General features: G+C 52.4%; 14 protein-coding genes and 3 tRNA genes. 8 read left to right on the top strand and 9 right to left on the bottom strand.

Features of this window, described 5'->3' with window-relative positions; all coding sequences use genetic code 11:
• Positions 1–9: 9 nt before the first annotated feature.
• Both APU11_RS07080 and APU11_RS07075 read right to left on the bottom strand, forming a co-directional pair.
• A complete protein-coding gene (locus APU11_RS07080) occupies positions 10–483 on the bottom strand; it encodes a threonine/serine exporter (RefSeq protein ID WP_058651134.1) in 474 nt (157 codons plus the stop codon).
• Positions 474–1250 (bottom strand): threonine/serine exporter ThrE family protein, encoded by a 777-nt coding sequence (locus APU11_RS07075; RefSeq protein ID WP_029882175.1) that lies wholly within the window; start codon positions 1248–1250, stop codon positions 474–476. Before APU11_RS07075 ends, APU11_RS07080 begins: the two co-directional genes overlap by 10 nt.
• A gap of 412 nt (positions 1251–1662) precedes the next feature.
• Here APU11_RS07075 and APU11_RS07070 point away from each other — a divergent pair, with 412 nt between their 5' ends.
• The gene (locus tag APU11_RS07070) at positions 1663–2400 is read left to right on the top strand and encodes a LuxR C-terminal-related transcriptional regulator (RefSeq protein WP_020688833.1); all 738 of its coding nucleotides are present in this window, start codon (positions 1663–1665) and stop codon (positions 2398–2400) included.
• The gene (bglJ, locus tag APU11_RS07065) at positions 2397–3032 is read left to right on the top strand and encodes a DNA-binding transcriptional activator BglJ (RefSeq protein ID WP_013095473.1); all 636 of its coding nucleotides are present in this window, start codon (positions 2397–2399) and stop codon (positions 3030–3032) included. The genes APU11_RS07070 and bglJ overlap by 4 nt, the downstream gene beginning before the upstream one ends.
• A 42-nt stretch (positions 3033–3074) precedes the next feature.
• On the opposite strand, the gene APU11_RS07060 is transcribed toward bglJ, so the two are convergent.
• Complete coding sequence (locus tag APU11_RS07060) at positions 3075–3533, bottom strand: YbaK/EbsC family protein (protein ID WP_058651133.1); 459 nt, start codon at positions 3531–3533, stop codon at positions 3075–3077.
• Positions 3534–3861: 328 nt separating this feature from the next.
• On the opposite strand from APU11_RS07060, the gene APU11_RS07055 reads away from it, so the two are divergent.
• On the top strand, positions 3862–5208 hold the full coding sequence (locus APU11_RS07055) for a PTS sugar transporter subunit IIC (protein ID WP_058651132.1): 1347 nt from the start codon (positions 3862–3864) through the stop codon (positions 5206–5208).
• 95 nt (positions 5209–5303) lie between these two features.
• On the opposite strand, the gene fhuF is transcribed toward APU11_RS07055, so the two are convergent.
• On the bottom strand, positions 5304–6092 hold the full coding sequence (gene fhuF, locus APU11_RS07050) for a siderophore-iron reductase FhuF (protein WP_058651131.1): 789 nt from the start codon (positions 6090–6092) through the stop codon (positions 5304–5306).
• Positions 6093–6184: 92 nt separating this feature from the next.
• Entirely contained in the window at positions 6185–7249 is a 1065-nt protein-coding gene (locus tag APU11_RS07045; RefSeq protein ID WP_058651130.1) for a GGDEF domain-containing protein, read from the bottom strand.
• Positions 7250–7465: 216 nt separating this feature from the next.
• On the opposite strand from APU11_RS07045, the gene APU11_RS07040 reads away from it, so the two are divergent.
• A complete protein-coding gene (locus APU11_RS07040) occupies positions 7466–7735 on the top strand; it encodes a DUF1435 domain-containing protein (protein WP_028028099.1) in 270 nt (89 codons plus the stop codon).
• A 42-nt stretch (positions 7736–7777) separates the two neighbouring features.
• Here the strand turns inward: APU11_RS07040 and APU11_RS07035 are convergent.
• The 4 genes from APU11_RS07035 to rsmC all read right to left on the bottom strand — a co-directional run bounded on the left by APU11_RS07035 (position 7778) and on the right by rsmC (position 9277).
• A tRNA-Leu gene (locus APU11_RS07035) sits at positions 7778–7864 on the bottom strand.
• A 31-nt stretch (positions 7865–7895) separates the two neighbouring features.
• Positions 7896–7982 (bottom strand) — tRNA-Leu (locus APU11_RS07030).
• A 28-nt stretch (positions 7983–8010) separates the two neighbouring features.
• Positions 8011–8097: transfer RNA gene (locus tag APU11_RS07025), tRNA-Leu, on the bottom strand.
• 151 nt (positions 8098–8248) lie between these two features.
• Positions 8249–9277, bottom strand: a complete 1029-nt coding sequence (rsmC, locus tag APU11_RS07020) for a 16S rRNA (guanine(1207)-N(2))-methyltransferase RsmC (RefSeq protein WP_058651129.1) — start codon at positions 9275–9277, stop codon at positions 8249–8251.
• 102 nt (positions 9278–9379) lie between these two features.
• Here rsmC and APU11_RS07015 point away from each other — a divergent pair, with 102 nt between their 5' ends.
• From APU11_RS07015 to prfC, 4 genes are all read left to right on the top strand, one after another.
• The gene (locus APU11_RS07015) at positions 9380–9793 is read left to right on the top strand and encodes a DNA polymerase III subunit psi (RefSeq protein ID WP_058651128.1); all 414 of its coding nucleotides are present in this window, start codon (positions 9380–9382) and stop codon (positions 9791–9793) included.
• On the top strand, positions 9762–10205 hold the full coding sequence (gene rimI, locus APU11_RS07010; RefSeq protein WP_013095481.1) for a ribosomal protein S18-alanine N-acetyltransferase: 444 nt from the start codon (positions 9762–9764) through the stop codon (positions 10203–10205). The genes APU11_RS07015 and rimI overlap by 32 nt, the downstream gene beginning before the upstream one ends.
• 20 nt (positions 10206–10225) lie before the next feature.
• On the top strand, positions 10226–10903 hold the full coding sequence (yjjG, locus tag APU11_RS07005) for a pyrimidine 5'-nucleotidase (RefSeq protein ID WP_058651127.1): 678 nt from the start codon (positions 10226–10228) through the stop codon (positions 10901–10903).
• Between the two features lie 92 nt (positions 10904–10995).
• Complete coding sequence (prfC, locus tag APU11_RS07000) at positions 10996–12585, top strand: peptide chain release factor 3 (protein ID WP_023621922.1); 1590 nt, start codon at positions 10996–10998, stop codon at positions 12583–12585.
• Positions 12586–12845 lie beyond the last annotated feature (260 nt).

Here is a 12845-nt window from a genome sequence, read left to right as displayed (position 1 = left end):
ACACAAACATCAAACGCGCGGGCGTTTGCGGTAAAGCCACAGCCCCGGGATCGACAACCCGATCGAGAGTGCGCCAACAATAGATGAGGCCTTAAGAAAGTTGCTCAGAAGCAGGATCATCTGTGGCTCGGTGTAGCCAAAGTGGCTGATTTTTACCGCTGAAATCATGGCCGTATAGGCTGAAATGCCGGGGAACATCGGGATGACGGCCGCGACGGTGAACACCTTAGGGTGCGCCAGATACCAGCGCGACCACTGAATACCAATGCTGCCGACCAGCATGGAGGCCATAAAAGTTGACCACTCGATGTTAAAACCAGCGGTCATCATGATCATTCTCGAGCCATGACCGATGGCGCCCAGCAGCGCACACCATGGCAAAGCGCGCTGCGGGACGTTGAAGACCATCGCAAAGCCGACGGCGGGAATGGCGGCCAGGATCATGTCCTGCATCAGTACCAGCAGAAACGTTATTATGCCCATCCGCGTAACCCCCACAGCGTCATGGCCATCACTACGCCGATACAGGTTGCCAGCGTAAGCAGGCTGGCAATCGCCCAGCGCGCCAGACCGGTATTGATGTGCCCTTTAAACATATCGGCAACGGCGTTAATCAGCGGGAAGCCCGGAACCAGCAGAAGCACGCTGGCGGCCATGGCGATAGTGGGCGTGTTGGCAAACTGCGGCAGGCGCAGCAGCAGCCCCGACACCGTGGTGGCAACAAACGCGGTGATGCAGAAGTTAATTTGCGGGTGCAACTGCCGGTGCGTCAGTACCTGGCGTACATACATGGCGATGCTGCTGGCGCAGAAGGTCACGAACGCGCCGTCCCAGCCCCCTTTATTGAGCTTACAAAAACAGGCGCACGATAACCCCACCATCAAAACCACCAGCCAGCGCGGATAACGTAGGGGTTTGATTTGGTTGAACCGTTTTTCTATCTCTTTCAGGTCGAGCAGCTTATGTTCAGCCAGAATGACGATGTGCTGCACTTCGGTTACCACATGCATATTAATGCCGCGGTCGTGGTTTTTACGGGTAGAGGTGAGGCACTGGCCATCTTTGATGGTGGTCAGCACGATAGCGTTCGATGAAATCGCGCTTTCGACGCTATCCATCCCCAATGCCAGCCCCAGACGCGTCGAAAGCTCCTCGACCAGGGCGCTTTCCGCCCCGTGCTGGAGCAGGAAAAGTCCGCACTGAATACACAGCCGCGTGGTGGCACGCTGCATCGATATTTCTGCCTGCATGTAGTGTCCCGAAGTGTTGGTGAGTCGCTTGCCTGTTGGCCCCTGATGCTTACTTTTAGCACAGAGTGCGGTATCCCTTGCTCTGGGTCAGATCAAGATTCCTGCAAACAGTTGCAGCCCGGTTCGCGAAAGAGAATGAGGTTTAAATATAAATACGACGAATTTGTATGAGTCGAAATATAGAATATTTGTATTAAGTTATTCTTATTTTATATTTTCATTATTTTAATGCTCTTGCAATTAAATTTAATTGCGCTTTGTGAGATATTAGCGTTGTTTTAGGCCTTTCTTAAGCTAAGAACATATCTCATCTTCTGCTTGTATTAATCAGTCTACACTCAGGGACGAAAAAACATAAATCTTGATGCGTTTAGACGCTACTCATCAAATGAAAAATGGACACGGAGGGTCTATGTTGTCATTGAATGGTAAACATGGCGTAGTTATTAGCAGGGTACCCGTTATGCAAAACGGGTTAGGCAGCGTTATGGCAAACCATTTCCCAGAATTTGAATTGACTTATTGTCGTTCGCTGCAGGAGTTAACGTTACTTCAGCTTCGCCGGGCTAATGTCATTATTGCTGATATTTCAGGTGAATACAGGAAACCCCGGGGAACGTTAGAAGAATATTACAACTTACTGAACCAATACCGGGATATTCACTGGATTTTTATGGTCTCTCGTCCCCTTTATCCCATTGCAGTGGAACTGCTTATGCGCCCGGAAAGCACGTTGCTTTCAGAAATGGAACCGATTGAAGGCGTGATTAATGCTATTCGTGCAGGTAGCGAGCGGGCGGAGCGGATAAGCCAGACGTTATTGTCTCCTGAACCCGCCGAGGCGGAAACCGAAGACGAACCGTTTGTTGCGCTTACCCACTCTGAACGCAAAGTGTTACGCCTGCTAGGTAAGGGCTGGGGAATTAACCAAATTGCTACCCTGCTCAAGAAGAGCAACAAAACGATCAGTGCGCAGAAAAACAGTGCGATGCGACGGTTGTCGCTGCGCAGCAATGCTGATATGTACGCCTGGATTAACAGTGCACAGGGAATGAGAGAGCTGAGTTTAATGTCAGCCTATGGAGAGTATGAGGAATGGAAAAAACCGATACACCAGGACATATCGCTGTCATCGAAAATTGCACAATGAGTGCCGTTGGGCTGCAGCATCTTTTTGCGATGCCGATGCTCAGCCATTATCGACTGCACCTCTTCAGTCAGTTCGAAAGCTTTAAAAAGGCGCTGACCAACATCTCTTTTTTCTCGGTGATCTATTCGCTCTCGGATGCGCGTGAAGAGCGTCGTAACTGCCTGGCTTCCCTGCGGGATCTCGCTTTCACCCATAGCGATATTCAGCGAATTGTACTTGCGTCTGATGACATGGAAGCGCGCCTGATAAGCCATCTGTCGCCTTCTCGTCTGCATGGCATTGTGAGTAAATCGGTACCGCTGAGCCACCTGCAGGAGGAGCTGGTGGTGCTATTGAGAGAGACGCATCATATCAATGACAATATGCTGAACCACTGGTATGTCAATCAAAACAGATTGTTAAGCCCAACGGAGCGGGCGATATTGCGGTATATGTCTTTCGGGTTTTCCATTCCTGAAATCGCGACACAACTTGAACGCAATATTAAAACCATCCGCGCGCACAAGTTTAATGCGATGGTGAAACTGGGGGTGAATTCTGACGTAGGGTTGCTTGATGCGGCGGATATTCTTACTCATCTTCCGGCAAGAGACATGCGCTGTTCGGTGTCAGGCTCGCCGGCATTTTTATAATCGGTGATTTTTTGATGCGCCAGATACATTCTGGCACATCAATTAAATGCATACATCGACCCACTTTGCGGACGTCAGCTCAGCCATCCGGTCTGGAGAAATGCGCACGGCGCTGTGGATGGCGCCTGCAGCGGGCAGCACTTCCGCGTACTGTTTTAACGAAATATCGCAGTAAACAGAAAGTGGGGTTTCCAGCCCGAACGGACAGACTCCCCCGACGGGATGGCCTGTAATCGTCACCACTTCATCACTACTGAGCATGCGCGCTTTTGCACCAAAGGTATCTTTCAGTTTTTTGTTGTCCAGACGCGCATCGCCTTTCGCCACTACCAGAATCACCTCATTTTTTACTTTTAGCGATAACGTCTTGGCGATTTGTCCCGGCTCAACGCGATGAGCGGCAGCAGCCAGCGCAACGGTCGCGGTACTCTGACTCAGTTCAATGATTTCTATATCCGGCGCGTTGTCGGCAAAAAACTGCTGTACAGACTGCAAACTCATTGTTTCCTCCTGACAAATATCCTGCGTAATCTGTCATAAGAATTTATCTGCTGTAAATATCTCTTAAGTAACAAATATCCTACATGGCCGATTTCTGGATCGCCTTCACATTCACGGAAACCGGTTACAGTAACCGGTTGCAGAGCGTGAATCAGAGATTAATACTGAGGACGTAACGTCCCCTGTATCCAATAATAAGAGCACATTATGAAACCATTCCGTCTGAGCAGTACCGCTGGTACACGAGCCAGCAAGGTTGTGAAGCTGATTTATGGAACAACGTGTGGCGTGAAAACGCCCGTATCGAACGTCTGACAGGAGATCTGCTATGTCTGCCAACCATGCTGCGTTTAATCTGATATTCCGTTTCGTTGAAAATTACGTCAGTCCCATTGCCGGGCGGATCTCTTCCCAGCGTCATGTTATGGCTATCCGCGACGGGTTTATCTCCGCGATGCCCTTCATGATTGTCGGTTCATTTTTATTAGTGTTTGCTTACCCACCGTTTTCGCCAGACACTACCTGGGGCTTCGCGCGCGCCTGGCTGGACATGGCAAAGCAATTTGAAGGCCAGATCCTGACGCCGTTCGATATGACGATGGGCATTATGTCCATTTATATTTGTGCGGCCATTGCCTATAACCTCGGCAAACACTATGTGAAATCGCATCAGTTAGATCCGTTCATGTGCGCCATGCTGTCGCTGATGGCGTTTCTGCTGGTGGCTGCACCTAAGACCAAAGGCACGCTGCCCGTAGACAACCTGGGAGGCACGGGGATCTTTACTGCGATTTTGGTAGCAATCTACTGCGTTGAGATGATGCGTTTCCTCAAAGCGCACAATATCGGTATCCGTTTGCCGGACCAGGTTCCTCCGATGATCAAAAACTCCTTTGATCTGCTGATCCCGGTGCTGGTGGTCGTACTGACGCTCTATCCGCTGAGTTTGTTGATTCAGTCTCAGTTTGGCATGCTGATCCCGCAGGCCATTATGTCAATCTTCAAACCGCTGGTTTCCGCTGCGGATTCTCTGCCTGCCATCCTGCTGGCGGTGTTGATTGGTCATTTACTGTGGTTCGCAGGGATCCACGGGGCGGCAATTGTCTCCGGGATGCTGCAGATGTTCTGGCTGACCAATCTCGGGGCTAACCAGACCGCCCTGGCGGCAAGCCAGCCTCTTCCCCATATCTTTATGGAAGCGTTCTGGACGTTCTTTATCGTGATTGGGGGCTCGGGGGCGACAATGGGGCTGGTGTTCTGCTACCTGCGCAGCCGTTCAGCGCATCTGCGCTCAATCGGGCGTCTGAGCGTGGTGCCGAGCATCTTTAACATCAACGAGCCGGTCATTTTTGGTACGCCGATCGTCATGAACCCGGTGTTCTTTATTCCGTTCCTGCTGGCACCGATGGTCAACGCCGTGCTGGCCTGGGCGGCAATGAAGTTTGATTTGATAAGCCGCGTGATCTCTGTTGTGCCATGGACAGCACCCGCGCCTGTGGGCGCCGCATGGGCGCTGGGCTGGGATTTCCGCGCGGCCATCCTGGTAGTGGTGCTTGCGTGTGTCTCCGCCATCATCTACTTCCCGTTCTTTAAAGTGTACGAGAAGCAACTGCTGGAGCAGGAAGCGGAAGAAGCGCAGCGTAATGCGGAAGCGGAAAATCAGCAGGTGGCCTAGGTAAAAGCAAAACGGCAACATAAGTTGCCGTTTTTAGTGTTTGTTCCCTCTCCCTGTGGGAGAGGGCCAGGATGAGGGCATCAGGCCGGTCCTGACTACTTCAGCGTACAATCCCCGCACTGCTGAACGTCCGGCAGGCGATAGCGCTGGCAGCAAGTGCGGCGCACCAGAAGCCCGTCACGCGGCACTACGGTACGGAATAACGGGTTATCGCGGCCATCTGCAAGCTGTTTCGTAAAGAACAAGGACTGACGCAGGGCATCCACCTTCTCATCACCGAGCAGGAGCTTCATTTCCGTCAAATACCAGTGGATTAAATAGCCGGTATTACTCCAGATAAGCTTCCCGTTGATCTCACCTGTCTCTTCCAGAGCATTCACCACCGGCATCAGGGCGCGGGTCACGAGCCGCTCCATCCGCTGCGTGGCAGAAAGATGCATGGCCGTTGGGTCTTCGTGAAGATCGATCCAGAAGCAGGCCGCACGCCCCGTCTCGTGGAACTCAACGTGAAAATACTCCGGGGAGAGATCCAGCATGGTCTCCTGGGTGAGCAATGCCAGCATGAGCGGAGGCGCCATCAGGCCGATATACCATTGCGCCCAGAGAGAGAGCAGGGGCTTATTTTCCCGCGTAAGGGTGGGTTGATTGCGATAGATATGGTCAGAATAGGTTGCCAGCAGCGACTGGCGTTTTGCCGGCTGCTGCCACTGTGCCAGTGTCATGGCGTGGTGCGGATGCGGCTCATCCAGTTTGATAAAGTCCAGCAGATGGGCACGGGTTGCCGCTATCTTTTCGCGTATGGCTTCCGCAAGCGAAGAGTCTCCCGTGGTGAGACGGGCTCGCCAGAGGAGGGGTTCAACAGTCTGTACGGTATGAGTGGCCATAATAGATAGAAATCTAAATGATAATGATTGCCAATCCTAACTATTGCTCATACCGATGGCAAGACTTTTGTCCTGGAGAGAGAATGCTGTGCTTAAACCGCCTGTAGTTCTTCGCTGAGCAGAATGTTATTCCGCCCAAGATGCTTTGCTTCGTAGAGGGCTTTATCTGCTTTTTCCAGCGCGCCTTCTGCGTCTTCATTCTCGAAAATGGCAATACCAATGCTGATGGTGACGTTAGTCGCGACGCGCTCATTGAACATGTGGGGGATTTTTAAGTCGTACACTTTCTGACGGATACGCTCTGCCGTCTGGCGGGCATGTTCCAGCGAGATGTTCGTCAGCAGTACCATAAACTCTTCCCCGCCAAACCGCGCCACAATATCCCGCGAGCGTACGGCATCACGAATGGCTGCCGAGACACGGATTAACGCCTGGTCACCCATCATATGGCCGTAGTGGTCGTTATAGGCCTTGAAGTGATCGATATCCATTAGCAGGACAAAGTGTTCGCCGTTTTCTACCGCGGGCAGATTCTCCAGTCGGCTTTGCAAGCCGCGACGGTTATACAGGCCGGTAAGCGGATCCATCATGCTGAGATCGGTCAGGGTTTCTCGTTCTTCCAGTAACCGGGAGAGGAGCTCCTGAGCGAAGCGATCGTTACGTCTTTGTAGTACGTGGTGAACGCCGATAGCCAAGACCGGAAGAATGAAAGAGTAGATCATTCTCAACCAGTGTTCAGAGGGGCTTAACCACAGGCAGACAATAAATGCGGGTAATGAGTGGAGCGTAAACGCTTTGATATTAATGGCGAATGCCAGCGAACCGATAAAAAGCACCGTTAATAGCGCCATGATCAAATATGTCGCCCGATCCTGCGTAATTAACGAAAATTTTGAGGCGATTTGCCAGGCCCATAAAATACCGAATATCGCTGAAACCACAGGAATATTTATCTTGCGGGTACACTTTTGCCAGTGCCAGAGCAGCAATCCGGTGCTGAGCGTAAAAATAGCCAGCAGGGGGAAAGATAACAGCTGAACAGAATAGAGCGGATTTGTTACCGAGAACACCGCTGAGGTTGCGTTCAAAAATAAAAATAAACGTAACGATAATTGATATTTGCTGTTGACCAAAGACCGCCAGGATTGTGATGTCATAGTAGTGCGTTTTTATTAAAATTTAATTAAAACAGATAAATGGATGTTGTTTCGCAATAATGGAAGCAAAAAAAATCAACGAGTAATTATCAGAGAAACTTTATGAGTAGTTAACAGGTGGGCAATTTATCACCTTAAACAATGCCTGTCATTACGGGAAAGGTAAACGGCCACGGTTTTTAATTATCGGTGCTGACAAATGATAATGCTTGTCATATGATATTGGTTATCATTATCGATTCGAAAGGGCAAACCATGTTGAACCGGGTGTTAGGAAGTGGTTGGGGGGTATTACTGCCGGGAGCCATCCTCGGCGGTCTGATGTTTGCCGATCTCTCCATTGAACTCTGGAAAGCCATCATCGTGTCAGGGCTGCTGATGACCTCAGCGATGATCTGGCATAAGCAATTACGGCACTTTGTTTTGTTGCCATCATGCGTCGCGCTGGTCAGTGGAATTCTGGTGATACTGATGAGTTTGAAATAACAGGGAATAACATGAAGGACTTCAGAGGGGATACAAGATAATTGGTGCGAGGGGGGGGACTTGAACCCCCACGTCCGTAAGGACACTAACACCTGAAGCTAGCGCGTCTACCAATTCCGCCACCTTCGCACAGTTATCTTACTTTTTGATATCGCCTCGTTGGTGCGAGGGGGGGGACTTGAACCCCCACGTCCGTAAGAACACTAACACCTGAAGCTAGCGCGTCTACCAATTCCGCCACCTTCGCCCAGTGCGAGCAATATCAACGTGATTTATGGTGCGAGGGGGGGGACTTGAACCCCCACGTCCGTAAGGACACTAACACCTGAAGCTAGCGCGTCTACCAATTCCGCCACCTTCGCATACCATCGATACTGCAAAAGTATCGTAACCACGGAGGCGCATTCTAGATGTTTTGAGCTTTACGTCAATAGAAAAATGCGCGCGTTGTTTTGATTGCTGCAAAAATGGCCGGAGGGGGATGGCACTTCTCCGGCAAACAATACCCGTGGATTACTTTTTAGCCTGACGCGTCATCACGGTACGGTAGACCTTAAAACGGCCCGTTTGCGCGATAACTTCATGGAAGCCGAAGGTTTCATCCAGCACTTTCGGGTACGGCAGAAACGCGTTGGCGACGATCCTCAGTTCACCCCCGCTGTTCAGGTGACGTACAGCGCCACGGATCAGCGTTTGCGCTGCTTCAAGGCTGGTTTCGATGCCATCGTGGAACGGCGGATTTGAAATAATCATGTCGAACCGACCGGTAACGTCCGAGAAGACGTTGCTGGCGAAGACATCCCCTTCGAAGCCGTTTGCGGCAAGCGTCGCACGGCTGGCTTCAACTGCTGGCGCGCTGACGTCACAGAGCGTCAGGCGGACTTTTGGTGAGTGGCTTGCCAGCACCGTGGCCAGTACCCCTGCACCGCAGCCCACGTCCAGCACTTTGCCTTTGGTGTGCGGCGTCAGCGTGGAGAGCAGCAGCTTACTGCCCACGTCCAGCCCGTCACGGCTGAAAACGCCCGGCAGGGTTTTAATGGTCAGGCCATCAAGCTGATACGCATCCCAGTAGGTCCCGGCATCAAAGGAAGGCTGGTTTTCCAGACGACCATGATACAGGCCGCAGCGACGGGCGCTGTCGACTTTATTGAGCGGGGCGTACGCTTCCAGCATCTGCTCTGCGCTTCGCACGCCGCTGCGGTTCTCACCGACCACGAAAATATCGCACCCGACCGGCAGCAGAGAGAGCAGATTCATCAGCTGGAACTGCGCTTCCGGTTTGTTCTTCGGCCAGTAGTAGATCAGCGTGTCGCAGTCAGCGACATCACTCTGTTCCGCCACCAGGCTAAAGCGTGCGCGCTCGCCCATCTGGCGGCTCAGCACCTGCCAGTGGTGGTAGTATTGGGTGTGGGCACGGCTTTTAGCACAGTCGAAACGCGCGGGCAGGTCATCCTGCATATCTCCGGCAAACAGAATACGGCTTTCTTCGAAATCATCACTGTGACGCAGCAAGACTTCACTTGCCGGGGTAAATGCAGACATGAATTGTTCCTCAATAAACTCAGGCGGGGATTATAGTAGGTAGATGGCGCACTTTCGACACATTTGCTATATTTGCGCGCCTGAGAGACAGGAGTTTTCGCTATGACATCCCGACGTGACTGGCAGTTGCAGCAGCTGGGTATCACCCAGTGGGCCTTGCGTCGCCCGACGGCGTTGCAGGGTGAAATCGCCATCGCCATCCCTGCGCATGTGCGTCTGGTGATGGTGGCGGAAGAACTGCCTGCCCTGAATGATGCCCTGATTGGTGATGTCCTTCGCAGCCTGAAGCTGACGGCCGACCAGGTTTTACAGCTGACGCCGGACAGGATCGCCATGCTTCCTCCTGACAGCCATTGCAACTGCTGGCGAATGGGCGAGACAAACGACATATCCCTTTCCGGGAGCCAGATCAGCTCCCCCGTGCTGGAAGAGCTGAAAGCCAACCCAAAAGCGCGAAGCGCGCTATGGCAACAAATCTGCGAATATGAACACGATTTCTTCCCTCACGACGCCTGATCTGCCTGCGGCGTATGCGATTGAAACACGCGCCCATGCATTTCCGTGGAGCGAAAAGACACTCGCCAGCAATCAGGGCGAACGGTATCTGAATTACCGCCTGGACGTTGACGGCACCCTGGCCGCATTTGCGATAACCCAGGTCGTTCTGGATGAGGCGACGCTGTTTAATATCGCGGTGGATCCCGCGTTTCAGCGCCGTGGGCTGGGAAGAGAACTGCTTACGCATCTCATTCGTGAGCTCGAAACCCGTGACGTTTTCACCCTGTGGCTGGAGGTGCGCGCGTCAAATGTCGCCGCCATCGCGCTCTACGAAAGCTTAGGCTTTAACGAGGCGACAATTCGCCGTAACTACTACCCGACCGCAGAGGGACGTGAAGACGCCATTATTATGGCTCTGCCGATTGGATAACGAAAAATAAGGTTGTAACGATGAAATGGGACTGGATTTTCTTTGACGCCGACGAAACGCTCTTTACGTTCGATTCGTTCGGTGGTCTACAGCGGATGTTTTTGAACTATAGCGTGACCTTCACCGCTGAAGATTTTCAGGACTATCAGGCGGTGAATAAACCGCTGTGGGTGGATTACCAGAACGGTGCCATCACCGCGTTACAACTGCAGCACCAGCGTTTCGATGTCTGGGCCGAACGGTTAAATGTGAGTCCAGGCGCGTTAAACGAGGCATTCCTCAATGCGATGGCCGATATCTGCGCCCCGCTGCCGGGGGCGGTTTCCCTGCTTGATTCGCTGAAAGGCAAGGTCAAACTGGGGATCATCACCAACGGTTTTACCGCGCTGCAGCAGATTCGCCTTGAGCGCACGGGCCTGCGCGATCATTTCGACGCGCTGGTGATCTCAGAAGAGGTGGGCGTGCCGAAGCCGGATCCACGTATTTTTGATTATGCACTGGCGCAAGCCGGCAACCCCGATCGCGACCGTGTGCTGATGGTGGGTGATACCGCGGAGTCGGATATTCTGGGCGGCATGAATTCTGGTCTGTCCACCGTCTGGTTGAATGCGCATGGCCGCGTGAAGCCAGAAGGTATTGAGCCAACCTGGACCGTAACGTCGTTGAACGAACTGGAGCAGCTCCTGTGTAAACAATGATTGCCTGCCCCCCATTGATGGGTAAAATAGCCGCATTTTTCGTATTCCATGATGCGCGGCCTGCTGTCGCGCTTATATAAGAAGATTTGATTATGACGTTGTCTCCTTATCTGCAAGAGGTGGCCAAACGCCGCACTTTTGCCATTATCTCGCACCCGGATGCCGGTAAAACCACCATCACCGAGAAGGTGCTGTTGTTCGGACAGGCCATCCAGACCGCCGGTACCGTTAAGGGCCGTGGCTCCAGCCAGCACGCAAAATCTGACTGGATGGAGATGGAAAAACAGCGTGGTATTTCGATTACCACCTCCGTGATGCAGTTCCCGTATCACGACTGCCTGGTGAACCTGCTGGACACCCCGGGCCACGAAGACTTCTCCGAAGATACCTATCGTACGCTGACGGCGGTGGACTGCTGCCTGATGGTGATCGACGCCGCAAAAGGTGTAGAAGACCGTACCCGTAAGCTGATGGAAGTGACCCGTCTGCGCGATACGCCAATCCTCACCTTTATGAACAAACTCGACCGTGACATCCGTGATCCGATGGAGCTGATGGATGAAGTGGAAAACGAGCTGAAGATTGCCTGTGCGCCCATCACCTGGCCAATTGGCTGCGGTAAATTGTTCAAAGGGGTTTACCACCTTTATAAAGACGAAACCTATCTGTATCAGACAGGTAAAGGCCACACCATTCAGGAAGTGCGCATCGTGAAAGGTCTGGATAACCCGGATCTGGACGCCGCGGTGGGTGACGAGCTGGCTGCGCAGCTGCGTGACGAGCTGGAGCTGGTGAAAGGCGCATCTCATGAGTTCGACAAAGAGCTGTTCCTGAGCGGCGAAATTACCCCGGTCTTCTTTGGTACTGCTCTGGGTAACTTCGGCGTCGACCATATGCTCGACGGTCTGGTGGAGTGGGCGCCGCAGCCGATGCCACGTAAAACCGACACCCGTGAAGTGGAAGCGAAAGAAGAGAAGTTCACCGGCTTCGTCTTTAAAATTCAGGCCAATATGGACCCGAAACACCGCGACCGCGTGGCCTTTATGCGCGTGGTGTCCGGCAAGTATGAAAAGGGTATGAAGCTGCGTCAGGTGCGTATCGGTAAAGATGTGGTGATCTCCGACGCGCTGACCTTCATGGCGGGCGACCGTTCGCACGTGGAAGAAGCGTATCCGGGTGACATTATCGGTCTGCATAACCATGGCACCATCCAGATCGGTGATACCTTCACGCAGGGCGAAATGATGAAGTTCACCGGGATTCCGAACTTCGCGCCAGAGCTGTTCCGCCGCATTCGCCTGAAAGATCCGCTGAAGCAGAAACAGCTGCTGAAAGGGCTGGTGCAGCTTTCCGAAGAGGGTGCTGTGCAGGTCTTCCGTCCAATCGCGAATAACGATCTGATCGTGGGTGCGGTGGGTGTGCTGCAGTTCGACGTGGTGGTTGCGCGTCTGAAGAGCGAATACAACGTGGAAGCGATTTACGAATCGGTCAACGTGGCGACCGCGCGCTGGGTTGAATGTGCTGACGTGAAGAAATTCGAAGAGTTCAAGCGTAAGAACGAAGTTCAGCTGGCGCTGGATGGCGGTGATAATCTGACCTATATCGCCCCAACCATGGTTAACCTGAATCTGACGCAGGAACGTTATCCTGACGTACAGTTCCGCAAAACGCGCGAACACTAATCCCCTCTCAGAGCACGGCAGCCGCCGTGCTCTTCTTTATTTCCTGTCTTATTAGTCCCTTGCGGAATGTTCTTAATTCATCGCATTTTCGCGCTTTTTGCTCGTTTTTTGCCCGAAACTGAAAGCACCTCTGTGAGAGTGATCTATATTTAACTCAGTGTTTAGCTCCGGGAGTGGATGAATAAACTGTTCAATGCATGACTTTAGGTTCTCCATTTTGCCCGTGTGTCTATTCGCAATATATAAAACTACTAAGGAAG

Origin of the sequence: Enterobacter sp. 50793107, from assembly GCF_001463365.1 — a bacterium.
Lineage (GTDB): Bacteria > Pseudomonadota > Gammaproteobacteria > Enterobacterales > Enterobacteriaceae > Enterobacter > Enterobacter cloacae.
Note: the sequence above shows the minus strand (reverse complement) of the source record. Positions and strands in the feature narration are given on the sequence as shown.

What these genes read in the sequence shown, in the direction of transcription:
- APU11_RS07060 (WP_058651133.1), bottom strand. Translation starts at nt 3,533, where the DNA reads ATGAGTTTGCAGTCTGTACAGCAGTTTTTTGCCGACAACGCGCCGGAT.
- APU11_RS07070 (WP_020688833.1), top strand. Translation starts at nt 1,663, where the DNA reads ATGTTGTCATTGAATGGTAAACATGGCGTAGTTATTAGCAGGGTACCC.
- APU11_RS07015 (WP_058651128.1), top strand. Translation starts at nt 9,380, where the DNA reads ATGACATCCCGACGTGACTGGCAGTTGCAGCAGCTGGGTATCACCCAG.
- APU11_RS07040 (WP_028028099.1), top strand. Translation starts at nt 7,466, where the DNA reads ATGATATTGGTTATCATTATCGATTCGAAAGGGCAAACCATGTTGAAC.
- rimI (WP_013095481.1), top strand. Translation starts at nt 9,762, where the DNA reads ATGAACACGATTTCTTCCCTCACGACGCCTGATCTGCCTGCGGCGTAT.
- APU11_RS07055 (WP_058651132.1), top strand. Translation starts at nt 3,862, where the DNA reads ATGTCTGCCAACCATGCTGCGTTTAATCTGATATTCCGTTTCGTTGAA.
- yjjG (WP_058651127.1), top strand. Translation starts at nt 10,226, where the DNA reads ATGAAATGGGACTGGATTTTCTTTGACGCCGACGAAACGCTCTTTACG.
- APU11_RS07080 (WP_058651134.1), bottom strand. Translation starts at nt 483, where the DNA reads ATGGGCATAATAACGTTTCTGCTGGTACTGATGCAGGACATGATCCTG.
- rsmC (WP_058651129.1), bottom strand. Translation starts at nt 9,277, where the DNA reads ATGTCTGCATTTACCCCGGCAAGTGAAGTCTTGCTGCGTCACAGTGAT.
- APU11_RS07075 (WP_029882175.1), bottom strand. Translation starts at nt 1,250, where the DNA reads ATGCAGGCAGAAATATCGATGCAGCGTGCCACCACGCGGCTGTGTATT.
- bglJ (WP_013095473.1), top strand. Translation starts at nt 2,397, where the DNA reads ATGAGTGCCGTTGGGCTGCAGCATCTTTTTGCGATGCCGATGCTCAGC.
- fhuF (WP_058651131.1), bottom strand. Translation starts at nt 6,092, where the DNA reads ATGGCCACTCATACCGTACAGACTGTTGAACCCCTCCTCTGGCGAGCC.
- prfC (WP_023621922.1), top strand. Translation starts at nt 10,996, where the DNA reads ATGACGTTGTCTCCTTATCTGCAAGAGGTGGCCAAACGCCGCACTTTT.
- APU11_RS07045 (WP_058651130.1), bottom strand. Translation starts at nt 7,249, where the DNA reads ATGACATCACAATCCTGGCGGTCTTTGGTCAACAGCAAATATCAATTA.